At 67.6% G+C, this 24,615-nt stretch carries 18 protein-coding genes; 9 read left to right on the top strand and 9 right to left on the bottom strand.

Annotation, left to right across the window (positions count from 1 at the left end; all coding sequences use genetic code 11):
• Complete coding sequence (locus AzCIB_RS01635) at window positions 1–318, top strand: cupin domain-containing protein (RefSeq protein ID WP_050414291.1); 318 nt, start codon at window positions 1–3, stop codon at window positions 316–318.
• Window positions 319–345: 27 nt separating this feature from the next.
• Window positions 346–1,338 carry a CDF family Co(II)/Ni(II) efflux transporter DmeF gene (gene dmeF, locus AzCIB_RS01630; RefSeq protein WP_050414290.1) on the top strand — a complete coding sequence of 331 codons (993 nt, stop codon included), beginning with the start codon at window positions 346–348 and terminating at the stop codon, window positions 1,336–1,338.
• Between the two features lie 13 nt (window positions 1,339–1,351).
• Here the strand turns inward: dmeF and AzCIB_RS01625 are convergent, their stop codons facing one another.
• The 4 genes from AzCIB_RS01625 to AzCIB_RS01610 all read right to left on the bottom strand — a co-directional run bounded on the left by AzCIB_RS01625 (window position 1,352) and on the right by AzCIB_RS01610 (window position 6,951).
• Window positions 1,352–3,001 (bottom strand): sulfatase-like hydrolase/transferase, encoded by a 1,650-nt coding sequence (locus tag AzCIB_RS01625; protein WP_050414289.1) that lies wholly within the window; start codon window positions 2,999–3,001, stop codon window positions 1,352–1,354.
• Between the two features lie 123 nt (window positions 3,002–3,124).
• Window positions 3,125–5,551: a putative bifunctional diguanylate cyclase/phosphodiesterase gene (locus tag AzCIB_RS01620; RefSeq protein WP_050414288.1), complete on the bottom strand. Its 2,427-nt coding sequence runs from the start codon at window positions 5,549–5,551 to the stop codon at window positions 3,125–3,127.
• Window positions 5,552–5,692: 141 nt separating this feature from the next.
• Window positions 5,693–6,097: a tellurite resistance TerB family protein gene (locus tag AzCIB_RS01615; RefSeq protein WP_050414287.1), complete on the bottom strand. Its 405-nt coding sequence runs from the start codon at window positions 6,095–6,097 to the stop codon at window positions 5,693–5,695.
• 107 nt (window positions 6,098–6,204) lie between these two features.
• The gene (locus tag AzCIB_RS01610) at window positions 6,205–6,951 is read right to left on the bottom strand and encodes a TorF family putative porin (protein ID WP_050414286.1); all 747 of its coding nucleotides are present in this window, start codon (window positions 6,949–6,951) and stop codon (window positions 6,205–6,207) included.
• Window positions 6,952–7,291: 340 nt separating this feature from the next.
• On the opposite strand from AzCIB_RS01610, the gene AzCIB_RS01605 reads away from it, so the two are divergent.
• Window positions 7,292–9,952, top strand: a complete 2,661-nt coding sequence (locus AzCIB_RS01605) for a molybdopterin-dependent oxidoreductase (RefSeq protein WP_050414285.1) — start codon at window positions 7,292–7,294, stop codon at window positions 9,950–9,952.
• Between the two features lie 68 nt (window positions 9,953–10,020).
• Here the strand turns inward: AzCIB_RS01605 and torT are convergent, their stop codons facing one another.
• Complete coding sequence (gene torT / locus AzCIB_RS01600) at window positions 10,021–11,100, bottom strand: TMAO reductase system periplasmic protein TorT (RefSeq protein ID WP_050414284.1); 1,080 nt, start codon at window positions 11,098–11,100, stop codon at window positions 10,021–10,023.
• A gap of 190 nt (window positions 11,101–11,290) precedes the next feature.
• On the opposite strand from torT, the gene AzCIB_RS01595 reads away from it, so the two are divergent.
• Window positions 11,291–14,233, top strand: coding sequence for an ATP-binding protein (locus AzCIB_RS01595; protein WP_050414283.1), 2,943 nt, complete (start codon window positions 11,291–11,293; stop codon window positions 14,231–14,233).
• On the opposite strand, the gene torR is transcribed toward AzCIB_RS01595, so the two are convergent.
• Both torR and AzCIB_RS01585 read right to left on the bottom strand, forming a co-directional pair.
• Entirely contained in the window at window positions 14,230–14,982 is a 753-nt protein-coding gene (gene torR, locus AzCIB_RS01590) for a two-component system response regulator TorR (RefSeq protein ID WP_198149597.1), read from the bottom strand. The two genes, AzCIB_RS01595 and torR, sit on opposite strands and share 4 nt — an antisense overlap.
• A 123-nt stretch (window positions 14,983–15,105) precedes the next feature.
• Window positions 15,106–16,284 carry a porin gene (locus AzCIB_RS01585; RefSeq protein ID WP_050414282.1) on the bottom strand — a complete coding sequence of 393 codons (1,179 nt, stop codon included), beginning with the start codon at window positions 16,282–16,284 and terminating at the stop codon, window positions 15,106–15,108.
• Window positions 16,285–16,689: 405 nt separating this feature from the next.
• On the opposite strand from AzCIB_RS01585, the gene AzCIB_RS01580 reads away from it, so the two are divergent.
• Both AzCIB_RS01580 and AzCIB_RS01575 read left to right on the top strand, forming a co-directional pair.
• Complete coding sequence (locus AzCIB_RS01580) at window positions 16,690–17,007, top strand: hypothetical protein (protein ID WP_050414281.1); 318 nt, start codon at window positions 16,690–16,692, stop codon at window positions 17,005–17,007.
• Between the two features lie 4 nt (window positions 17,008–17,011).
• On the top strand, window positions 17,012–17,740 hold the full coding sequence (locus tag AzCIB_RS01575; RefSeq protein WP_050414280.1) for a hypothetical protein: 729 nt from the start codon (window positions 17,012–17,014) through the stop codon (window positions 17,738–17,740).
• A 7-nt stretch (window positions 17,741–17,747) separates the two neighbouring features.
• On the opposite strand, the gene AzCIB_RS01570 is transcribed toward AzCIB_RS01575, so the two are convergent.
• On the bottom strand, window positions 17,748–18,212 hold the full coding sequence (locus tag AzCIB_RS01570) for an Lrp/AsnC ligand binding domain-containing protein (RefSeq protein ID WP_050414279.1): 465 nt from the start codon (window positions 18,210–18,212) through the stop codon (window positions 17,748–17,750).
• 134 nt (window positions 18,213–18,346) lie between these two features.
• On the opposite strand from AzCIB_RS01570, the gene AzCIB_RS01565 reads away from it, so the two are divergent.
• On the top strand, window positions 18,347–19,648 hold the full coding sequence (locus AzCIB_RS01565; RefSeq protein WP_050414278.1) for a D-amino acid dehydrogenase: 1,302 nt from the start codon (window positions 18,347–18,349) through the stop codon (window positions 19,646–19,648).
• Window positions 19,645–20,706, top strand: coding sequence for an alanine racemase (gene alr / locus AzCIB_RS01560; RefSeq protein ID WP_050414277.1), 1,062 nt, complete (start codon window positions 19,645–19,647; stop codon window positions 20,704–20,706). Before AzCIB_RS01565 ends, alr begins: the two co-directional genes overlap by 4 nt.
• A 32-nt stretch (window positions 20,707–20,738) precedes the next feature.
• Here alr and AzCIB_RS01555 read toward each other — a convergent pair whose 3' ends face one another.
• Entirely contained in the window at window positions 20,739–23,876 is a 3,138-nt protein-coding gene (locus AzCIB_RS01555; protein ID WP_232299332.1) for a bifunctional diguanylate cyclase/phosphodiesterase, read from the bottom strand.
• A 370-nt stretch (window positions 23,877–24,246) separates the two neighbouring features.
• On the opposite strand from AzCIB_RS01555, the gene AzCIB_RS01550 reads away from it, so the two are divergent.
• Window positions 24,247–24,600 (top strand): DUF2249 domain-containing protein, encoded by a 354-nt coding sequence (locus tag AzCIB_RS01550; RefSeq protein WP_050414276.1) that lies wholly within the window; start codon window positions 24,247–24,249, stop codon window positions 24,598–24,600.
• The last annotated feature ends 15 nt before the right edge of the window (window positions 24,601–24,615 follow it).

Genomic DNA, 24,615 nt, shown 5'->3' with positions numbered 1-24,615 from the left:
ATGCCCGACAGCGGCAACCTCCTCGACACGCTGCCGCCGCCCGGCGGCGACGAAAGCTTCGACACCCTGTTCGAGCGCGCCAGCACGCGCATCGAGCGCATCGTCTCGCACGGCCACGCCAGCCCGCCCGGCTTCTGGTACGACCAGGCGCAGGCCGAGTGGGTGATCGTCGTGCAGGGCGAGGCGGTACTCGCGTTCGCGGACGGCGAACGGCGCGAGATGCGCGCGGGCGACTGGGTCGCGATCGCGCCGCACCGCCGCCACCGCGTCGAATCGACCGGCCCCGCGACCGTCTGGCTCGCCGTGCATGTAGACTGATGACATAGCGATCATCGACGTCACGCCATGTCCCCCGAATCCCCGCAATACTGGACCCCGAACCACAGCTTCGACGACGGCAATGCCGCCGGCGAGCGCGGCACGCGCCTCGTGCTGCTGATCACCGCGGTGACGATGGTGGTCGAGATCGCCGCCGGCTGGTGGTTCAACTCGATGGCGCTGCTCGCCGACGGCTGGCACATGAGCTCCCACGCGCTCGCGATCGGCCTCTCGGCGCTCGCCTACGCCGCCGCGCGGCGCTACGCCGACGATCCGCGCTTCGCCTTCGGCACGTGGAAGATCGAGATCCTCGCGGGTTTCGCGAGCGCGATCTTCCTCATCGGCGTCGCGCTCGCGATGGTCATCGGCTCGGTGGAGCGCCTGCTCGCGCCGCAGGACATCCGCTTCCCCGAGGCGATCACGGTCGCGGTGCTCGGCCTCGTCGTAAACGTGGTGTGCGCGCTGATCCTCAACCACGCGGGCGAGCATTCGCACGGCGGACACGGGCATGCGCATCACGACCCTGCCCACGCGCATGATCACGATCACAGCGACCACCACGATCACCATCATCACGACCTCAACCTGCGCGCCGCCTACCTGCACGTGGTCGTCGATGCGGCGACCTCGGTGCTGGCGATCGTCGCGCTGCTGGGCGGCATGCTGTACGGCTGGAACTGGCTGGACCCGGCGATGGGCATCGTCGGCGCGGTACTGGTCGCACGCTGGTCGCGCGGACTGCTGCGCGACACCGGCCGCGTACTGCTCGACCGCGAGATGGATCACCCGGTTGTCGGCGAGATCCGCGAGGCGCTCGCGAGCCACCCGCACTGGCCCGAGGCGCCGCGCATCGTGGACCTGCATGTGTGGCGCGTCGGCCGCAACCGCTTCGCCGCGATCGTCAGCGTGCTCACCGGCGACCCGACGATCACGCCCACCGCGATCAAGCGCGCGCTCGCCCCGCACGAGGAGCTGATCCACATCTCGGTGGAGGTGAACCGCCCGCAGGACGCCGCCTGAAGCGGACTGCGCCTCAGCGGTCGTGCGCGATGTCGCGCTGCACGGTGGTGCGCGCAGGCGGACGCGGCGGCACCGGCACCGGCGTCACGACCACGTCCGCAGGCCCGCCGGCGCCTGTCGCCACGGGCTCGATCACCGGAATGTCCCACAGCGCGCGGTAAGTCGCGCTGTAGTTCATCAGCTGCTCGGTCATCCTGGCGATGCGATCCGGCGGGCGCGGCACGTTGGCCGGACCGATCGCCGCGTAGCCGAGGCCGGCGCGCTCGCCCTCGACCTCGAAGCCGAGCATCCTCAGCATGGTCGGCAGCATGTCGAAGTGCGTGACCTCGTCGGTGTTCTTCACGAGCTTCTTGTCGGCGCCGATCAGCAGGTTGTACACGCGCCGCTCCGGATTCTTCACCAGCTTGTCGTACGAGGTGTTGCCCATCGCGAGATGGTCGCCCTGCACGACGACCGCGATGCGGTCCGACCAGCCCTTCTTGTTGATGTACTCGATGAAGTCCGCGACCTGCCCCGCCGTGCATTCGACGATGCCCTCGAAGTCCTGGAAGCCCTGGCGCTCGCAGGTCGACGAGAGGTGGCCGTAGGGGTGGTGCATGTCGATCGTGAGGACGGTGAGGTTGAAGGGCTTGCGCGACTTCATCAGCGCATCGAGCTCGCTGCGGGCGTGGCGGAACAGATCGTCGTCGTACAGCCCCCAGCCGCTCATCAGCTCCGGCCGCTCGCCCGCGTTCACCCACTCCTCGCGCCCCATCACCTTGCTGTAGTGGTGATCCTTGAAGAACTTGCCGACGCCGGCGAAGGCGAGGCTGGAACCGTTGAGGAAGATGTTGGTGTAGCCGTTGCTCGCGAGGATGTCGCCGAGGCAGCGGGCGCGCGGCAGGAAGCTCTCGACCTGCTCGCCCTGCGCATTGCCGCCGAACAGCGCCACCGACTTCAGCGGCAGGCCGCACTGTGTCGCGACGATGCCGGCAATCGTGAAGTGCGCGCCCATCATCTCGCGGTAGCTGTCGAAGGACACCACCCGCGGCTTGCCCTTGAAGGCGTTGAGCCGGTACAGGAGGTCGCGCCCGAACAGCGCCGGATCGGAATAGGTGCTCTCGAGGCTCTCGACGTAGATCAGCACGAGGTTCTTCGGCTGCTCCTTGCCGCGCTTGACCGACACGCGGCTCGGGTCGACGTAGGAGCCGGCGAAATAATCCTCGCCGAAGTAGGCCCGCACGTAGCGCGCCAGCGAGAAGCTGTCGATGAAGAAGGCGACGCCCGCCCCGAGCACGATCAGCGGGATCGCCCGCGACACGCCGTGGCGCGTGAAGCGCGCCAGCGCGCGGCCGACGCGGCGCATGCCGACACGCAGCCAGTACCAACCGCGGCGCAGCCACGGCACCGGCCACTTCTCCGGATGCGCGCGCAGGTGGTTGACCCACTCGTCCAGCCCCCACAGCACCATCGCCAGCGCGACCGGCAACGCCAGCGCGCGCCACAGGAAGCGACGGGTCAGCTCGGGGTCGCTGGTCATCAGGCCTTCGGCACCGAAGCGCAGGTGGTAGAGCACCTGATCTATCGTGACCGAGCCGAACTCGTCGGTGAGCCAGTCGGGCAGCGCATACAGCAGGCAGCCGACGAGGATCGCCAGGGGTTTGAGCAGCTTTCGGACACGCATTGACAGGACGACTCCGGCGGGCGGACTTCCGTGCGGCGGCGCCGCAGGCACCGGAAGGTGCGCAATATTACCGCAACGCTTCAGGCGTAGACTGGCGCGGGGGCAGCAAGTTTGCGCGGCGGTTCACGACGCCCGGGCCTGCGGCCGACACGCGTCGAGCAGGGCCGCGAAGGCGTCCGCAGGCATTGGCGATCCGAACAGGTAGCCCTGGCATTCCGGACAGCCCGCGTCGCGCAGGAAATCGCGCTGGTCGGTCGTCTCGACCCCTTCCGCGATCACTTCCAGCCCGAGGCTGCGTGCGAGCGCGATCGTCGCCTGCACGATCGCGGCGCAGCTGCGGTCGTTCGGCAGCTCGCTGACGAAGGAGCCGTCGATCTTCAGGCGGTGGATCGGAAAACGCTTGAGGTAGTACAGGGACGAATAGCCGGTGCCGAAGTCGTCCAGCGCGAGCTGCACGCCCTGCGCGGAGAGCCTGTCCATCAGCCCGATCGCGCGTTCGGTGTCTTCCATCAGCATGCTCTCGGTGAGCTCGAGCTCGATGCGCGCGGGATCCGCGCCGGTCACCGCGAGCGCCTCACGCACGGTCTCGTCGATGTCGCCCTGCAGCTGCCGCACCGAGAGGTTCACCGCCAGTCGGAACCCCGGCGGCAGGCGTTCGCCCCATTCGACCACCTTGCGGCAGGCCTGCTCCAGCACCCAGGCGCCGATCTCGACGATCAGGCCGGTGTCCTCGGCGATCGGGATGAACTCGGCGGGCGGCACCAGACCACGCTCGGGCTGGCGCCAGCGCAACAGCACCTCGGCACCGGTCATCGCACCGCTCACGGTATCCACCTTGGGCTGGAAGTGCAGCTCGAACTCGTTGCGCTCCAGCGCATGGCGCAGGTTCTCCTCCAGCCCCAGGCGCTCCAGCGCGCCCTCGTTCATCGACGGCAGGAAGAAGCGGTAACGGTTGCGCCCGGCGCGCTTGGACTGGTACATCGCGACGTCGGCGTGCTTGGTGAGCACCTCGGGCGTGCTGCCGTCCTCCGGGTAGAAGCTGATGCCGATGCTGGCCCCCGTCGCGATCTCCCGCCCTTCGACGAGGAAGGGCGTGGACAGGGAATCGAGGACGCGTTGCGCGACCGCGGCGGTGACCTGTCGGCGGTCGAAGGATTCGCCCGCGAGCAACACCCCGAACTCGTCGCCGCCCAGGCGCGCGGTCGTGTCGCAGTCGCGCACGATGCCGCTCAGGCGCGCGGCCACCTGCTTGAGCAGCGCGTCGCCGGCCTTGTGGCCGAGGCTGTCGTTCACCGGCTTGAAGCGGTCGAGGTCGATGAACAGTACCGCGAGGCTCGAGTTCTGGCGCCGCGCGAGCAACACCGCGTTTTCCAGCCGGTCCTCGAACAGTCGCCGGTTCGCCAGCCCGGTCAGCGCGTCGTAATAGGCCAGGCGCGCGATGCGCTCCTCGCTGAGGCGTTTCTCGGTGATGTCGTAGAACATCCCGATGTAGTACACGAGCTCCTGCCGGTCGTTGTAGTCCGCGCACAGGGTCAGCCACTGACGGTAAACCTCGCCGCTCTTGCGCCGGTTGGTGACTTCGCCCTGCCAGTAGCCGCGCTCGTTAACCGTCTTCCACATGTCGTGGTAGAAGGTGTCGTCGTGCCAGCCCGACGACAGCAGGCGCGGGGTGCCGCCGATCGCCTCCTCGGGCGTATAGCCGGTGATCTCGGTGAAGGCGCGGTTCACCTCGATCACGCGCTGCTCGGGGTCGGTGATGACGATGCCCTCGATGCTGCGTTCGAACACGCTCGCGGCCATGTGCAGGCGCCGGTTGGCGGCCTCCAGCGCCTCGTTCTGCGCGCGCATGCTGGCCTCGTGCTCGCGCAGCGCTCCGTACTGCCGGCGCAGGATGCGGTCGGCGCGGCCAACGACCAGCAGCAGCACCGCGTAGAGCGCACCGAAGCCCAGCACGATCGCGAGCAACAGCCGCCACGAATCGCTGTCGATCTCGCGGATGTCGCCCGAGACGTCGGTGTACAGCTCGAACACCGCCTTCACCTGCCCGTCCGCATCGGGGCGGATCGGGATGTAGCTCGACACCACGTTCACGTTCTCGATCTCGCCCTCGGTCGCGCTCATGCGGCCGCGATAGACGAGGTCGCTCATGGTCACGCCGCCGCGCGCCGCGAGGAAACCGGGATTGCCGCTCTTGTCCTCGCCGATCTCGCGCACGACGGTCGAGAACACGGCCGTGCCCTTCAGGTCGTACACCTTGATCTTGATCACCGGCACGCCCGTCGACAGCTCGCGGATGCGTTCGCGCAGGCGTGCCGTCAGTTCGCGGTCGCGCAGCGCAAGCGCGTCGCGGCCTCCGGAATCCATCAGCGCCGCGCCGAACTCGGGCCAGATCGCGTTCGCGATGGTGCGCGCCAGCAGTTCGTTGCGCGTACCGGAGATATCCGTGCGCTCGGCGATCTCGCTGCTGCGGTATCCCCACAGGAACACCAGCGAAAGCACCAGCACGGCGATTCCGCTCGCAATCGAAAAATAGCGGGTCAGTCTGAACATGCATCCCCCGGTCGCCTGCCGGCCTGTCGCGCCGGACGGCCCGCAAACGCGCGGCCGCCGCAGTCCATCATACGACCATTCTTCCGCGTCGGCAGCGCCCGTCAGCGCCGCCCGGACGCGATCTGCATCGCCCCGGAGGAATCAGTCACGCAGGTTCTCGAGCGGGATGCCCCAGCGCGTCAGGGCGTCGCGCAGCAGGGTCTGCTCGGGCAGGCAGATGATGCCATCGGCCTTGGACAGCACCAGCATCGCGCGGCACACCATCTCGCGCAGGACCGGATCGGTGATGCGGTCGAGCATCAACTCGAAGCGCTCGATGTCGAGCAGGCGCACCGGGTCGATGCGTTCGGGCCGCTGCAGCAGGCGGCGGCAGTGGTCGATGATGGCCTGGATCAGGGCGTCGCGCTCGACGCCCAGCAGTTGGGGAATGCCGAGGCGGTCGAGCGCCTCGAGCTCGCGGCTGGCGAGCACGCCGTCCGCCAGCAGGGTGAGGGCCACCAGCTCGGTGGCCACGGCGCGTTGCGCCTCGTAAGTCGGGTCGGTCATCGGCAGGGATGCGGGGCGCGAAAAACGTTGAAGGATAACGTGCCTATGACCGCATGCTGCAACGAATGGTTTCGGCCGCGCACGACGATCGTGCGCGGCCGGCCCGATCAGAAGCTCTTCGACACGGCGAACACGACCCGTTCCTTGAAGATCTTGCGACCGTCATGGCTGCCATACACCTTGTGGCCGCGGTCGATGTCGGTGTCGTGGTAGCGCAGGTCGAAGTTGAGCCCCCACATCTGCTTCGTGACGCCCACGTTCCAGTGCGTCCAGCCCTCGGCGCCATGCCCGGTGAGCTCCTGGTAGCCGATCGAGCCGTCGATGCCCCAGCCGTCGCCGAGCGTGACCTTCGGGTGGATCGCGTAGTTCACGCCCTTCCATCCGTCGACACCGAACCAGTCGTCTAGCGTCGGAGTGACCTCCAGTTTCAGGTTGACCGGCCCGAAGTTGCGGTCGAGGTACATGTACAGCTCGCTGTAGTTGTAGCGGTTGGCGCCCGGGTACTGGTACGAGAAGGCCATCACGTTGTAGTTGAAGCCGGTGTCGCCGATGCTGCCGTACTTGCCGAGATAGGGGCCGACGACCGCGTAGATGTCGGGCGAGCCCTCGAACTTGTTGGTCGAGCCGAAATAGCCGAGATAGACGCCGGTCGAGTGCGTCCAGGTCAGCGAGGCCTGCACGGCCGGGATCTCGCCGCTGACGGTCTCCGACTCGCCGCGGAAGACATAGTCGGTGGCGAATTTCACCGAGCCGCCGATCGTGCCGCCGAGCACTTCCGGTTTTTCCTCCGCCAGCGCGGTCTGGGACAGCACCAGCGCAGCGCCTGCCAGCAGCATCGAATAACGCGTTTTCATGATCGAACTCCCTCATCGTGGTTGCAATGTCTTGCGAGTCGCAGCGGATCTTCCGCACTCGTTCGGATTGCATGATGGGGAAGCGACATGAACGGCGGCGCCGAACAAGGTGAATGCAGATTGCGACTGTGTAAAACCGCCCTGAAGCACACATCCCATGCGCAGCAAGGGTTTCACGGCACCGGAAGCAGTCCGCAGGTTAATGCGCGGGCACGCTGTTAACAGTGGTTAACGCATCTTCACGAAGAACCGACAAATCGGCGCCTGCTGTTCATTCACGCTCCCTAGCATTGGGGTCGGAAAAGGCAATCGAGCAACCGGCACTGAAGGAGATGCAATCATGAGCATGTCGAGAAGGGAATTTCTGAAGGCTTCCGTCGCTTCGGCGGTCGCTGCCAATGGGCTGGCCTGGTTCGGCGCGAGCGAGGTGTTCGGCGCCGACACCGTCGTGATCCCGAGCGCGAGCCACTGGGGTCCGTTCAAGGCGGTGGTGAAGAATGGCGTGCTGGTCGGTGTGCAGCCGCTTTCGGACATCGACGCGATGCCGACGAAGATGCTCACCGAAGGCCTGATCAGCCGCGTCTATCACAAGACCCGCGTGCAATACCCGATGGTGCGCAAGTCCTACCTCGCCAACCCGACGGGCGACGTCAAGCCGCATCTGCGCGGCAAGGAACCGTTCGTGCGCGTGACCTGGGACGAGATCCTCGCGATCACCGCCAACGCCATCGTCACGACCGCCGAGCAGCACGGCAACGAGAGCCTGTTCAGCAGCTCCTATGGCGGCTGGTCGCACGCCGGCCTGCTGCGCCCGCAGGTGCTGCAGGGTCGCCTCTTCGGCCTCATCGGCGGGCATTCGGTGACGACCGGCGACTATTCCGGCGGCGCCTCGCAGATCAGCCTGCCGCACATCATCGGCGACATGGAAGTGTATTCGCCGCAGACCGCGTGGGAGGTGATGGCCGAGCACACCGAGGTGATGGTGTGGGTGGGCTGCGACCCGTGGAAGAACAACCGCATCGAATACACGGTGGCCGACCACCAGATGTACCCGCGCTGGAAGCTCATCAAGGATCGCGGCGTAAAGTTCATCTCGATCAACCCGCAATTCACGACCACCGACGAGGCGCTCGGCTCGGAATGGGTGAAGATCGTCCCCAACACCGACACCGCGCTGTTCCTCGCGATGGCCTACCACGTGTATACGACGGGCAAGTACGACAAGGCCTACCTCGACAAGTACACGGTCGGCTTCGACAAGTTCCTGCCCTACCTGCTCGGCAAGGACGCCGACGGCACTCCGCCGAAGACCCCCGAATGGGCGGCAAAGATCACCGGCATCCCGGCGCAGAAGATCGTCGAGCTGGCCGAACTTTTCGCCACCAAGCGCACCCAGTTCGCCGGCGCATGGGCGCTGCAGCGCGCGCACCATGGCGAGATGACGCACTGGGCGATCATCAACTTCGCCGCGATGCTGGGCAAGATCGGCAAACCCGGCCAGGGCGTGGGCTTCAGCTGGCACTACGGCGGCGGGGGCATGCCGCAATCGAACCACCCGATGCCGGTCGGCCTGTCGCAGGGACGCAACCCGGTGAAGGCGCGGTGTCCGGCTTCGCGCATCAGCGAGATGCTGATGAACCCCGGCAAGCAATACACGCGTGACGGCGCGACACATACCTACCCCGACGTGCACCTGATCTATAACGCCGGCAACAACTTCATGTCGCACCAGCAGAACACCAACGAGTTGCTGCGCGCGATGAACCAGAAGGTGCGCACGGTGATCTGCCAGGATCCGTGGTGGTGCGCGTCGTCACGCTTCGCCGACATCGTGCTGCCGGCGACCTCCGCGCTCGAGCGTGACGACATGAGCAGCGGCGGCACCTACAGCAACGACAAGATCTACGCCATGCGCCAGGTGATCCAGCCCTACGGCGAGAGCCTCGACGACTTCGAGATCTTCCGCCGCCTGGGCGACCTGATGGGCGTCGGCTTCCAGTTCTCGGAAGGCAAGACCGTGCCCCAGATCCTGCGCGAGTCCTACGACCGCACGAACCCGCCCGTGCCCTTCGACGAGTTCTGGGAGAAAGGCATCGTGCGCATCGAGGTGCCCGAGAAGATGCGCCAGTGGGTGCGTCACGGCGACTTCTACACCGACCCGGTGAAGAATCCGCTGCACACCAAGTCCGGCAAGATCGAGGTGTATTGCTCCGAGATCGACAGCTTCAAGATCCCTGACTGCCCGCCGATCCCGAAATTCCTCGAGCCTGCCGAATACCTCGGCAACGCGAAGCCCGGCCAGGTGCACGTCGTCAGCCCGCACCCCTTCAACCGCGTGCATTCGCAGATGGCGCAGGCCGACGTGCGCAAGTACGAGAACGTGAAGGGCCGGCAGCACGTGCGCATCAGCGTCGAGGACGCCAAGGCGAACGGCATCAAGAGCGGCGATCTCGTCGAGCTGCACAACGAGCGGGGCGCGCTGATCGCCGGCGCGGTGGTCACCGACCAGATCATGAAAGGTGTTGTGAGCCTCGAGGAAGGCAACTGGATCCAGCTCGACTCGCGCGGACGCTGCAACAGCGGCGCCATCAACATGATCACGACCAGCGTCGCGTCGAGCGGCCTGAGCCAGGCGACGAGCGCGAACACCTGCATCGCGAGTCTGAAAAAGTGCATCGACGCCGAATCGGAGAACCGCGCCTACGAGCCTCCGCTGGTGGAAAAGGCGAACAAGCTCGCGCTCGACGTTGCCGGCATGAAGCTCTTCGAACGCGCCGCCGCACTGAAGGGCGCAACGATGGCGAGCATGACGCCGGGCGAGAAGCTCTTCTACGAGCGTTGCACGCTGTGCCATGTGCCGCGCGAACCGGGCGACTACACGAAGAAGCAGTGGCACGGCATCACGCAGAGCATGTTCCCGCGCGCCGGCCTCGACGACGCGCAGAAGAAGATCGTGCTCGACTTCCTTGAGAAGAACGCGAAGGACGCGGCGGCGATGTGAACGGCGACGCCCCGAGCGGGGCGTCTCGCGGCGAAGCCCGGTTGAGGGGAATCACCCCCGGCCGGGCTTTATTGCGTCGACGCGGACGGATAGCGGAACTGCGGCACGAAGGTACTCGGCGCCAGCGAATCGTCGAGCTCGATGCGCTTCAGCGCGGCGCGATCGACGACCTGCACGCGCGGGCCGACATGGCGCGCGACCGGCCGCCCTTCGAGGAGATCGACCGCCTGCCCGACCGACAGCCGCCCCTGCAGCACCGGCGCGTCCGAGGGCGCGGCGAGGATGCGCCCGCGCAGGATGCCGCGGTACACCGCCGGCGTGAAGTAGGTCGCGACGATGCCGATACGCTCTTGCAGCCCCCGCTCGCGCACCACGCTGATCGCCGCCTCGGCCATCAGCGCGTTGCCGACCACGTAGCGCACTTCCGGGTGCTCGTCCAGCGTGCCCTGCACGAGGTTGCGCTGGATCGACTTCGCGGTGTCGCCCCATGCCGTCGCGCGGATGGCGATGCGACTGCCCGCGATCGCCTCGCGAAAACCGCGATCGACGAAGGGCACCCAGCCCGCGCCCTGCGGACCAGGAAACCACGCGATCGGGATCTCGTCACCGCGCCCCGGATGACGCTGCACGAGGTACGCCCCGGCGAGCCGTCCCATCTCGTACCACGACACGCCGACCTTCGCCGCGATCCCTTCGCTGGCGATGTCGTTGACCGTCGCGAGCACCGGAATGCGCCGCGCGACCTCGTCGATCACGTCGGAGAGGCCGTCGAACGACACGGTGCCGAGAATCACCGCATCGACCGCCGGGTCGCTGCCGCAGGCCTTGAGTTGCTCGCGTTGAAGACTCAGATTCGGATAGCCGCCGGCCTCCACGAGGCGCAACTGCACGCCGAGGCGCCGCGCCTCGTCGACCATGCCGTAATTCACCCCCAGCCAGTAGGCGTCCTTGATGTGCGGGAAGGCCGCGCACAGCGTCCAGCGCCGTGTCGCCGGCTTTGCCGGCACGTAGGGTGCCGCGACGCCGGGCTGCGAATAGTCGTAGGGCGCCTCCCAGCGCGTGATCTCGCGTTGCGCCGCCGCCGCGGCGGGAGCCCCGCCGGCCAGGCCCAGCAGCGCACTCGCGATGACGACAGGGAAACGCCGCATGGATGGTTCCCGGAGGATTCAGGTACGCCGGCACGACAGGTGCCGCCGGCGGACGGCGCAAACGCCCGCGTTGCCTGAGTTCGCGCCTTGCGCGCAAAATGGTATTCCAATCGCCACGCCGGGACAAAGTCATTTCCGCGCGACTTTCCGGCGTCCCGCCAGCCCCGCTCCGACCGGACGCACACCATAGATGAAAGCCTGGATCGCACGCCTCGATGCGCGCCTCGGCCTGATCGGCAAGCTCGTCCTCGTCCTGGGCGCGGCAGCGCTGCTCACGTTCGTGGTCGCGACGATCGCGTGGCTGAGCTTCCAGCAGGTGGTGGCGACGCAGCGCGCGATCATCGACGACGCGGTGCCCGCGATGGACGCGGTGCAGGCGGTCGCGCGCCTCAACATGCGCGTCGGCACCGTGGTCGACAGGCTGGGCCGCGCGGAGTCGCCCGAGGAGGTCGATCGCCTGCAGCAGACCGCGGGCGAGCAACTCGCCGAGCTGCGCGGATTGCTGCAGCGGCTCGAGCAGCGCCACTTCGAACCGGGACTCGGCACGGCAATCGCATCGACGCTCGATGCGATCGCGGCGAACCTCGGCCGGCAGGCCGACGAGGTGCGACGCCGCCTCGCGCTCGCCCGCCGCGAACAGGCGTTGTTCGCCGGCCAGCAGCAGGCCGTGCTCGCGCTGGTGATGCTGTCCGAATCGCTCGCGGCCAACGCCTCGACCGCGACGACGGCAACGATCTCCAACCTCTATCCGCTGATCGAGCGCAACCCGCCGAGGGAGCGCGTCTTCGAATCGCTCGACCGCCTCGTCGAGGTCAACTTCGACCGCATGGAGCGCATGGGCGAGTTCCAGCTCGCGTGCTTCAATCTCAAGACGCTGCTCGAACGCCTCGAACGCGAGGACGCGCCGGACGCGCTCGCGACGCTGCAGGCGGGGTTCGACGGCAACCTCGACATCCTGCGGCGCCGCCTGGACGACATCGTCGACCCCGGCCGCAAGGCGAGCGGCGTCGCGCATTTCGCGGTACTCGAGACGGCGACGCAACCGGACGGCCTGTTCGCCACCCGCGGGCAGCGCCTCGAGCTGGTGCGCAGCTTCATGCAACTGCGCGACGACGGCGCCGCGCAGGCAGCACAACTGGCCGAGCAGGCGGGCGCACTGGTCGTCGCGGCGCACCGCGCGATCGACGTCGCCGGCGATCAGTCGAAGCGCGCGGTCGAACGCGGCATCGTCGGCTTCCTCGCGGTCGGCGCCCTGCTGTTCTTCGCCCTCATGGCGACGCTGTGGGTGCTGTTCCGCTATCACGTGCTCGGCCGCCTGCAGGGCATGGAAACCACGGTGCGCGCGCTGGCGAGCGGCGATTACGACGTGCGCATCGCCACGCGCGCCAACGACCCGCTCGCCCCGCTCGCGCGGGCGCTGGAACAGTTCCGCGACAACGCGCGCGAGCGCGTGCGCCTGGAAGGCGAACTGCTGCGTCACCAGCACGAACTGGAAGACCAGGTCGCCGCGCGTACCGAACAGCTGCAGCAGAGCAACACGCTGCTCGAACGCGAAGTCGCCGAGCACGCGGTCGCGCGGCGCGAGGCGGAAGAAGCCAACCGCGCGAAGAACGTGTTCCTCGCGACCCTCAGCCACGAGCTGCGCACGCCGCTCAGCGGCGTCAGCGGCAGCGTGCACCTGCTGCGCGACACCGGGCTCGACGCACGCCAGCAGGAATACGTGCGCATGATCGGCTACGCCAACGCGACGCTGCTGGAGATCCTCGAGGACATGCTGAGCTTCTCGCGCCTGGAGGCCGGCAAGCTCGACTTCGAGCACCTCCCGTTCGCGCTGCGCGACACCATCGACAACATGCTCGCGCTGCAGGGCGTCGCGGCGCGCGCGAAGGGCATCGCGCTGGTGCGCGACATCGCCCCCAACGTGCCCGACATCCTCGTCGGCGACCGGCGCAAGCTCAACCAGATCCTGCTCAACGTCCTCGGCAACGCGATCAAGTTCACCGACGAGGGTTCGGTGACCGTGTCCGTGCGCGCCGAACCCGCCGCAGCGGACGGAAAAGCGCTCCTGCATTTCACCGTCACCGACACGGGGATCGGCATCCCGCCCGACCAGTGCGCGGAAGTCTTCAAGCCCTTCGTGCAGGTCGAGGACGCCCGGCACCACCGGCCCGGCGGCACCGGCCTCGGGCTCGCGATCTGCCAACGGCTGGTCGAACTGATGGGCGGCCGCATCGGACTGGAAAGCGTCCCCGGACAGGGAACGCAGGTCGGTTTCGACATCGCCTTCGAGCTGGCCGACGCGCTGCCGCAGCAGGCCGCCGACACGCGCCCCGATGCCGCGCAACGCCCGCTCGACGTCCTGCTGGTCGAGGACGACGAGATCAACCGCATCGTCTGCGTGCGCTATCTCGAATCGCTCGGCCACCACCCGTTCGTCGCCGGCGACGGCGAGGAGGCCATCGCGCTGCTCGGCCAGCGCCGCGACCCGATCGACGCCGTGCTGATGGACATCAGCCTGCCGGGCGCGTCCGGCGTCGAGGTGGCGCGCGACATCCGCGCGCTCGACGGTGGCCGCTGGGCGGCGGTGCCGGTCATCGCGATGTCGGCGCACGTGTCCGCCGATGCCGTCGAACGCTACGTCGGCGCCGGCATGGCGGGCTTCCTCAGCAAACCCTTCGACCGCGCGCAACTCGCCCGCGCCCTCGCCGCCGCGACGGCCGGCAGCCCCGACGATTCCCCCCCCGCCCTCCAAGCTGACTCGGGCGAACCGGTGCTCGACGAGGACTACCTCGCCGGGGAGCTCGACAGCCTCGGCCCCGCGACGCTCGCGCGGCTACTGGAACTCTTCCGTGCGGACGCCGACACGGCACTGGTCGAACTCGAAGGCCACCTCGCCACGCCTGACCGGCAGGCGCTCGGCAAGCGCGCACACCGCCTGCGCAGCGCCGCCGGCAATCTGGGTTTCCTGCGGGTGATGGCGGCAACGCGCCGCCTGGAGAACGCCGCGACCGACCCGACCACGGACGGGACGGCGCTACCGCCGATGATCGATACCCTGTGCGAGGACTGCCGGCAAGCCTGTGCGGCGCTCGAGGACTGGCTCACCGCGCAGGGCAAGGACGCGGCCGGCTAAACGGACGTGACGTCGCCCGCGAACAGGTAGCCCTCGCCGCGCACCGTCACGATCAGCTCGGGCGCCTTGGGGTCGTCCTCGAGCTTGTCACGCAGGCGCGAGATCAGCACGTCGATCGTGCGATCGTTGGGATCCCACGCGCGGTGGCTCACGGTCTGCATCAGGCGGTCGCGGCTCAGCACCACGCCCGGCCGGCGCAGGAAGCTCGCCAGCAATTCGAATTCGCCGCGGGTCAGGCTCTCCCGGCTGCCGTCGCTCGCGACCAGACGCCGATGACCGATGTCCAGCGTCCAGCGGCCGAAGCGGTAGGCACTGGATTCCTGCGTCGCAGGGCGGTTGCGGTTGCCGCGCAGGACGATCTTCACGCGCGCGAGCAGTTCGCGCGAATTGAATGGCTTGGTGACGTAGTCGTCGGCGCCCGATTCGAGGCCGACGATCTTGTCGATGTCGTCGCTGCGCCCGGTCACGAGGATGATGCCGAGGCGCTCGTCGTGGGCACGCAGCTCCCGCGCCAGCTCCAGCCCGTCCTTGCCCGGCAGGCCGACGTCGAGCAGCACGACGTCGACGGGCTCGCTGTGAAGGATGCGCCACATGTCCTCGCCGTTCGACGCGGCCAGCACCTCGTAGCCCTCGTTGGCGAAATACGCCTCGAGCCGGGCACGGGTCACCGGATCGTCATCGACGACAAGGAGTCTGGCGGGTCGATTCTCGATCACGGTCGGCGGGGCTACCAAGATTGGACGGAGCATCGGGCGCGCCGCCACGGCGACGCGCGTCCGATTATATCGGGATTCCCGTCATCCCCGCCTCCGGCCCGGCAACGCCCCGGGCCGAGCCCCCGGCATCATGATGCCGGGGCTGAGACGTGAGTCTCAGAAGAACAGGATGCCGCCCAGCGAGATCGTGCGGGTCTTCAGGTCGCCCGGGAAGATGTCCGCTCCGGAGCCCTTCTCGCGGTTGTACTCGGCCACCAGCGTGATGTGCTTGTTCAAGCTGTGATACACGCCGAGGGTCGCCGAGCGGAACTTGTTGGTCTCGGTCAGCAGCCCGCTACTGTCGCGGTTTTCGCCGTAGTTCAGGCCCACCTTGGTCTTGCCGAATTTGTACGTACCCTGCACGAAGTAGCCCTTGCCCTTGGTCTTCTCGAAGGGCGAGAAGTACAGCGCGCCGACCGTCGACAGCCCCAACCCCTTCGCGTCGAAGCCGTACGCCACCGCCTCGAAGTTGCCGATGCCGACCTTCGCACCGAGCTCGTAGCCGCTCGCATCGAAGCTGCCTTCGCCGCTGGTACCCTGGTGGATGAAGCCCGCCCACAGCGAACCGGTCGTCGTCTCGCTCGCCTTCCAGTCGTAGTTCAGCATCGCCTGGAAGCCGGGATCCTTGGTCTCGTCGCCGGCGAACTTGTTCGGATCGAAGATGCCGGCCGAGGCCGAGAAACCGCCCATCGTCGGCGTCGTGTAGGTGATCTGCGGCTGGAAGCCGGTGTACATGTAGCCGTGGCCGATCATGCCGAAGGTGGTGTTGAACGGCGTCGCCGCGTAGCTGTTGCCGCCCAGGCCCAGCAGGGTCATGTCGGACAGGATGATCTTCTGGCCGAACAGGCCGATGTCGCGGCCGAGCTTCACGGTGCCCCAGTCCGGCGCGCCGAACTGGAAGTACAGGTTGCGCGTGTCGATCTGCGAGAACGGGCTGTCACAGCCGCTCGCCCCGCCGCAGCCGGGGTTGGTCGGCAGGCCGACGACGTCCGACTTGTCGTTGATGCCGGGCGCGAAGCCGACGTGCGCCTTGATGTCCAGCCCCTCGACCTTGGTCGTGAACACGAAGTTGATCCAGCCCGGCAGCAGGCCGTTGGTCAGCGCCGATTCGCGCGTCTTGACCCCGCCCACCTCCTGCGTGCGGCTCGAATAGAAGCCGTTGATCGTCCCGTTGATGTCGATCGTCGAATCGCCCTGCGAGAAGCTCACCGCATGGGCCTGCCCCAGTCCGAGCGCGCACAGCGCCCCCGCCATCGCCGTCCGCTTCAGCACACCCGATTTCGCACGAATAGTCATGTTTTCCTCCTTGGCCTCTGGATTTGCTGCCTTGTTTGTTTGCGTTCCGCCCCCGCGCCCCTGTCCCGAAGGGCGACAACCGGTGCGTACAGCCTCGCCGGTGGGCGGGCCTGGGCGCACTTCGCAAACTCCGGGCCAATTCCGGATTACCGCACTTTCGCTGCCTTTTTAGCGTTTTTCGCTACGCATCACCCCTATATCGCCGCACAAAATTGATCCGCTTTGACACAGCGCGCAACCGGCCGACGACACACTTGTTACAGGGTGGAACACCTCGGGTCGGCGCAAGCGGGGATATTCGCCCGTTCGCGATTGCCAGCGCCGGCGATTTGGCGGAACATCCTTCCGACACCCCGGCGCCCGCCGCGCACCGGCGCAGTTCCCCGCCCCTGTATCGAACCGATCATGAACTCCCCCGCACACCCCCTGGCCGCCACCCTGCTCGCGCTCGCGCTGGCCGCCCCCCTGACTGCGACGGCCCAGTCGCGCATCCCCTCGCTCGACCGCAACGACCACCTCGGCGAGGTCGGCCGCGCCGCGCGCCAGAAGGCCATCGAGCGCTTCGACAGTGCCGACACCGACAAGGACGGCAAGCTCTCGCGCGAAGAAGTCAGCGGCCGCTTCACCTACCAGAGCGAGAACTTCGACCAGAACGACAAGAACCGCGACGGCTTCCTCGACTGGGAAGAATTCATCGGTCACGACCGCTGGAAGAAGGAATAAGGCGATGCGCCGCCGCGGGTCCGGCCCTGCATCCTGGCTGCGGCTGCTCCTCGCCGCGGCCGTGCTGTCCTTCCCCGGCACGGCAGGCGCGGGCGAGCTCGGACCGCTGCTCGAACGCATCGAGCGCGCCTACGGTACGGTCACGCAGCCAAACAGCATCCTGCAGCGCGGACGCACGCTCTCGCACAGCCGCGGCGAGGGCACGCTCCTGCGCGCCTACCGCGGCGCCGAACGCTTCCGCATCGAGATCCGCTACCGTTCCGGCGTCGAAACCCGCATCATCGACGGCCCGGCGGCCTGGCAAAGCAGCAAGCCGATGAGCGAAGCCTTCCGCGGCGCGCTGATCCTGCAGGCGGCACGCGTCGCCCTGCCGTGGAACCTGCTCGCCGCACGCGAGCGGCTGCGCGACGGCGGCGAGCAACGCCTCGGCGACGTGCGCCTGCACTTCGTCGAAATGCCGCTTGGCGACAACCTGCGTATGGTCGCCGAAGTCGATCCCGAGTCCGGGCGCATCCTGCGCTCGCGCGGCATCCTCATCCACCCGGGCGGCAGCGAGATGGTGTTCGGCACCGTGTACGAGGATTTCCGCACCACCGACGGCCGCCTCTACGCCGCCGTCGAACACCACTACGCCATGGGCCGCTACATCGGCCGCTCGGTCATCGAATCGGTCGAATACGACACCCCGATCGCGGACTCGCTGTTCCGCCCGGAAATCCCCGGCCTGATCTGAAGCGAGATCACTCGGCGGCGATGTACAGCGTCTCCTTCAGCTCCTCCATCACCACATAACTGCGCGACTCGGCCGCCGACGGCAGCTTCAGCAGGATGTTGCCGAGCAGGCGCCGGTATTCGCCCATCTCGGTGATGCGCGCTTTCACGAGATAGTCGAAGTCGCCCGACACGAGATGGCACTCCATCACCTCGGGCACGAAGCTCAGCTCCTTCTTGACGCGGTCGAACACCTCGCCGGACTTCGCCGACAGCTTGATCTCGACGAACACCAGCAGGTTCTTTCCCAGCGCATGCGGATTCACGTGCGCGTGGTAGCCCGTGATCACGCCCTCGCGCTCCAGGCGCCGCACGCGCTCGGTGCAGGGCGTCGCCGACAGGCCGATCTTCGCCGCCAGATCGGTCATCGAAATCCGGCCGTCCTTCTGCAGCAGATCGAGGATGCGGCGGTCGATGCGATCGAGTTCGCGCATTTCACTATTCCGGAGGTAAACATCGCCAGAATATACATAAACTCACTGCACAGCACATAAAATCAAGTGAATTTCACTACCAAACCATCACTAGACTGGCGATATTCAATTCACCGAAATCCACGGAGTCAGTCATGCGCGTTCTCGTCCTCGGCAGCGGCGTCGTCGGCACCACCACCGCGTACTACCTCGCCCGCAGCGGCGCCCAGGTCACGGTCATCGACCGCCAGCCCGCCCCCGCGCTCGAGACCAGCTACGCCAACGCCGGCCAGGTCTCGCCCGGCTACTCCACCCCGTGGGCCGCGCCCGGCATCCCGCTGAAGGCGATGAAGTGGCTGTTCCAGCGCCACGCGCCGCTCGCGATCCGCGCCGACGGCAGCCTGTTCCAGCTGCGCTGGATGGCCGAGATGCTGAAGAACTGCACCGCCGACCGCTACGCCGTGAACAAGGAACGCATGATGCGGTTGTCGGAATACAGCCGCGACGTCCTGCGCGCGCTGCGTGCCGACACCGGCCTCACGTACGAGGAGCGCACGAACGGTACGCTGCAGCTCTTCCGCAGCCAGGCCCAGGTCGACGCCGCGGCGCGCGACATCGAGGTGCTGAAGGAATGCGGCGTACCTTTCGAGATGCTCGATCGCGACACCCTCGCCGGTGCCGAACCGGCGCTCGCCGCGGTGCGCGACAAGCTCGCCGGCGGCCTGCGCCTGCCCAACGACGAGACCGGCGACTGCCAGCTGTTCACCACACGACTCGCCGAAAAGGCGCGCGAACTGGGCGTCGAGTTCCGCTTCGGCCAGGACATCCGCGAAGTGCTGGTGGGCGGCGGCGACGTCATCGGCGTGCAGGTCGGCGAGGAAGTGCTCGCCGCCGACCGCTACGTGCTCGCGCTCGGCAGCTACTCGCGCAAGATGCTCAAGCCGCTCGGCCTCGACCTGCCGGTATACCCGCTGAAGGGTTACTCGCTCACCGTGCCGCTCGTCGACGCCGCGAAGGCCCCGGTGTCCACCGTGCTCGACGAGACCTACAAGATCGCGATCACCCGCTTCGACGACCGCATCCGCGTCGGCGGCATGGCCGAACTCGCCGGCTTCGACCTCTCGCTCAACCCGCGCCGCCGCGAGACGCTGGAGATGGTCGTCGGCGACCTCTTCCCCGGCGGCGGCGACCTTCCCGCGGCGGAATTCTGGACCGGCCTGCGCCCGATGACGCCAGACGGCACCCCCATCGTCGGCGAAACCGCCTATCCGCAGCTCTACCTCAACACCGGCCACGGCACGCTGGGCTGGACGATGGCCTGCGGCTCCGGCCAACTCGTCGCCGATCTGGTCACCGGCCGCCAGCCGGCGATTCGTCATCGCGACTTGGGACTCGCGCGTTATGGCAAAGTAGCAGCTTCACGCTCACAAGGCCTTAACCTCTCCCCCGCTGCATGAGACCCGCCCGCGCCCTGATCGACCTCGACGCCCTGCGTCACAACTACCGCCTCGCCCGCAGCCGCCACGGCGGCCGGGCGCTCGCCGTCGTCAAGGCCAACGCCTACGGCCACGGCGCCGTCGCCTGCGCGCGCGCCCTCGCACCGGAAGTCGACGGCTTCGCCGTCGCCTTCCTCGAGGAAGCGCTGGAACTGCGTGCGGCCGGCATCGAGCAGCCCATCCTGCTGCTCGAAGGCATCTTCGATGCCGACGAACTCGACGACGTGGTGCGCCACGACCTGTGGATGGTCGTGCACCACGCGGAGCAGATCCGTATCATCGACCACGCGAAACCGGCGCTGCCGCTGGACGTATGGCTCAAGGTCAACAGCGGCATGAACCGGGCCGGCTTCATGCCGCACGAGCTGCGCGCCGCATGGCAACGCCTCAAGGACAACGGCAGGGTCGGCAGCATCACGCTGATGACCCACTTCGCCCGCGCCGACGAACCCCACGTCCTGTCCACGCCCGAACAGGTCGCCGCCTTCGACGCCGCTACCCGCGACCTGCCCGGACCGCGCAGCCTCGCCAACTCCGGCGCCATCCTGGGCTGGCCCGACGCCCACCGCGACTGGGCACGCCCAGGCATCCTGCTGTACGGCGCCGACCCGATGCCGGGCGAACCCAACAGCCTGCGTCCCGTGATGACGTTGGAGAGCGCGGTGATGGCAATACGCGAGATTCCCGCCGGCGCCCCGCTCGGCTACGGCGCGCGCTTCCGCGCCGAACGCCCCACCCGCGTCGGCCTCGTCGCAATGGGCTACGCCGACGGCTATCCGCGCACGGTGCCCGACGGCACGCCGGTCGCCGTCGACGGCATCCGCACGCGCCTGATCGGCCGCGTGTCGATGGACATGCTCACCGTCGATCTCACCGACCTGCCCGACGCCAAGCTGGGCAGCCGCGTCGAGCTGTGGGGCAACAACGTTCCGGTGAATCGCATCGCCGAAGCAGTGAACACGATCTCCTACGAGTTGCTGTGCAACGTCAAGCGCGTGCGCTTCGAATACACGGACTGAACCCGGCCCCTCAGCAACCCCTCAGTAATCCCTTACCCCGCCGCCAGCACGAGCCCCCCACGCCCGGCCTGCGCCCCCCTGCGGCGCAGCAGCCGCTCGAAGGCTTCCGCGCGCAGCGGTTTGGCGATCAGGTAGCCCTGCAGGTAATCGCACCCCCGATCGCGCAGGAAATCCGCCTGCGCCTGCGTCTCGACGCCTTCCGCGACCACCTTCAGGTCAAGGCTGTGCGCCATGTTGATGATGGCCGCGACCAGGTGCGCGTCGCTGCGGTCGTCGGGACAATCGCGCACGAAGCTGCGGTCGATCTTGACGATGTCGACCGGAAAGCGCTTCAGGTAGGATAGCGACGAGAACCCCGTGCCGAAGTCGTCGAGCGAATACGCGACGCCCTGCTCCTTCAGCGCACGCATGCGCTTCTCGGTGGCGCTGTTGGCGTCGACCATCACCGACTCGCAGATCTCCAGCGTCAGCGCCCCCGACGCCACCGCGTAGGCGTCCATCACCTCGGCGACCAGCTCGGGCAGCGCCGGATCGCGGAACTGCACACCCGACACGTTGACGGCCAGATGCGGCAGGGTATGGCCGAGCAGGCGCCAGGCGTGCATCTGGCGCACCGCCTCGCGCAACACCCATGCGCCGATCGGCACGATCAGGCCGCTGTCCTCCGCCACCGGCACGAAATCGGCGGGTGACACCGCGCCGAGCTGCGGGTGCGCCCAGCGGATCAGCGCCTCGGCGCCGAACAGTTCGCCGCTGTCGGCGACGACGATGGGCTGGTATTCGAGGGTGAATTCGTCATGCGCGAGCGCCGTGCGCAGGTCCGCCTCGACCTGCATGCGCTTGAGCGCATCGCACTGCATCTCGCGCGAGTAGAAGTGGAAGCGGTTCTTGCCGTTCTGCTTGGACTTGTACATCGCGATGTCGGCGTTGCGCAGCAGGCTGTGCACGTCCTCGCCGTCGTCCGGAAACACCGTGATGCCCATGCTGCCCGAGATCTGGTGCCGCGTGCCCGCCAGCGCGATCGGCTCCTCCAGCACGCCCAGCACCTTCTCCCCGACCGTGCGCAGGTCCTCGGGATCGTGCAGCTCGCCGACCACGATCGTGAACTCGTCCCCGCCCAGACGCGCCACCGTGTCCTGCTCGCGCACGCAGCCCTTCAGGCGGCGCGCGACCTCGACCAGCAGCTCGTCGCCGACGTCGTGGCCGAGCGTGTCATTCACCCACTTGAATCCGTCGAGATCCAGGAACAGCAGTCCCGCCTTGCAGCCATTGCGGCGCGCATGCGCGAGCGTTCGATCGAGGCGGTCATACAGCAGGCTGCGGTTCGCCAGCCCGGTCAGCGCGTCGAAGTTGGCCTGACGCCAGATCTCGTCCTCGTGCTGCTTGCGCTCCGTGATGTCGCTGAACATCGCGACATATTCGACAACCCCGTCCTTCTCGCCGCGCACCGCCGACATCGTCAGCCACTGCGGATAGATTTCGCCGCTGCGGCGCCGGTTCCAGACTTCCCCCTCCCACTCCCCACAGGTCCTCAACGCCGACCACATCGCGTCATAGAAGGCGTCGTCCTGGCGCCCGGAACGGAAGACGGTGGACTGGTGGCCGATGACTTCCTCGGCCGGGTGCCCGGTGATGCGGCAGAACGCGGGGTTCACCGACGTGATCGCGCCTTGCGCATTCATCGTCATGATGCCCTGGCTCGACGCCGAGAACACCACCATCGCCTCGCGCATGCGCGCCTCGGTCAGGCGCCGCTCCGTGACGTCCTCCACCGTGCCGACGCAGCGCGGCGGCACGCCCGGGACCACGATGCGCTCGGCGATCCCGCGCACCCAACGCACCTCCCCGTCGAGAAGGACGCGATGCTCGATGTCGAAGGGCTCGCCGGCGATCACCCGCCTCCATGCCTTCCGCACCATCTTGCGATCCTCGGGGTGCACCGCCTCCAGCAGGACCTGCCACGACAGCCGGGAATCGGCCGGCAAGCCGAAAAGCCGGCGCGTCTCGGCCGACAGTTCGAGCTTCGGCACCTGCGGCAGGTAGACCCAGCTCCCCACATGCGCGATCGCCTGCGCGCGGTTCAGGTCGGCGGTACGCTCCTCGACCAGGGTTTCCAGCTCGCTCTCGTGCGCCTTCAGTTCCTCGAGCAGGCGCACCAGGCTCGCCGCGAGATCCCCCACCTCGTCGTTGCCGAAGTGCCCCGCACTGAATCCCTGCCGCGGCAGCCCTGTCAGCGCGACCTCACGCGCCTCGCTGGCGAGCTCCTCGATGCGGCGCGTCTGCGCGCGTGCGAGCGCGCGGCTCGCCGCCCCGACCAGCAGGATCGCGACAAGGCCCCATGCCACGTGCTCGGCGAGCAGCGCCTCGATCGGTCGCTCGAACACCTCGGCATCCATGCTCACCCTCACCAGCAAGGGGTCCGACAGGGGCAAACCCGCGTTCACCGCATGCGAGCTCGACACCCGCCGCGCGGAATTTCCCGGAAAACTGCGCTGCATGAGCATGCCGCCTCCCGCAGTCAGGGCCACCTCCGTCAGGCCGTCGTCGTGCAGATCGAAGGGCGAACCGGCACTGCGCAACCACTGGCTGAGATTCGCCTCGAACACCAGCGCCCCCTCAAAGGTGCCCGTGGCATTGACCAGGATGGGGACCGCGACACGCAACACGGCATCGGCGTCGAGCCGCTCGATGGCGGCATGGGTTTCGCCGCGCAACACCTTGTCCGCCAGCCATGCCTCGCCACGGAAGCTCCGCGGGGCCTTGCGCGCGGCGACGGGCTCGCCGCGGTAGTCGGTCACGACCAGGTTGTAGTCGATGGACACCGGCAGCGAGTGCCGGGCGAGGAAGGGCCTCAGGTAAGCGTCGCGTCCCTGCGAGTCGAGCAGTGCGTTCGACAGCAACGGCTGCGCAGCAAGCGCCGCCAGCTCGCGATGCGCGAGCTCCAGCGTGCGCTCGATGCGATCCGACACGGAATTGGCGATCTGCGCGAGGTGCCCCGTGGCAATTCCGTGCACCAGGGCACGCGCATTGAAATACGACAGCGCCGCCATCACGACCACGACCAGCGTGGTCAGCGCGGCGCCATAAAGGGTATAGCGTCCGCGCAAACCCAGACGCATGCGTTTGCGCGCATCCGGCAGCGGGGGCGCCGACGGGCGGCTAGCGCGCATCGGCCCCTCGATGATTGCGGCTCCCGCCCGCAAGACCTCCCCGCATGCCGCAGCGGCGCACTGCGATTATCCCCGTCGCCTCGGGCCTCCGGCACCCGAAAGGACTTCGCCCAGGTCGCTTCATCCCTTTTGCTCAAATATGTTCTTGTTTTATTTAAAGATAACACACGGAACAAAACCTGGCCATTGTCATAGCGCGCGCAACCGGTGGCGCCTCCCCGCCCCCCGAGGCCACGGGTCGATTCTTGTTCTGGCTCAAGGCGCAGCCCCCCGGCGCCCCCTACGATCGGAACCCTGCGGCACCCCTTTATGTACCCTTTTTGCACCCCATTCGTTGCGCTATCGCCGCCCCAACCCGGAGACCCGATTCATGAGCGAGCTGCCCATCCTCGACAACACCGTCTTTCCCTTCGACGCCCGCGGCGTCGCCAAACGCTTCCGCCATGCCGCGATCTTCGGCGCCCTCGAATCGCTCGAGGACGGCGAGACGATGCGCTTCGTGAACGACCACGACCCCCTGCCGCTGCTCGGCCAGATCCAGCAGCGCTACGGCTCGCAGGTCACGATCGAGTATGTGGCCCGCGAACCGGGCAATATCGTCATCGACTTCCGCATCCAGCTCCAGGCACGCGACTCCGAACCCGCTGCGGCACCTGCACCGGCCCGCCAGAGCGGAGGCGGTTGCGGTGGCGGTGGTGGCGGCTGCGGCTGCTCGGGCCACTAACCAAGCCCACTGCGG

It is taken from the genome of Azoarcus sp. CIB (assembly GCF_001190925.1).
Taxonomy (GTDB): Bacteria; Pseudomonadota; Gammaproteobacteria; order Burkholderiales; family Rhodocyclaceae; genus Aromatoleum.
This window is presented reverse-complemented; position numbering and strand designations above follow the sequence as displayed.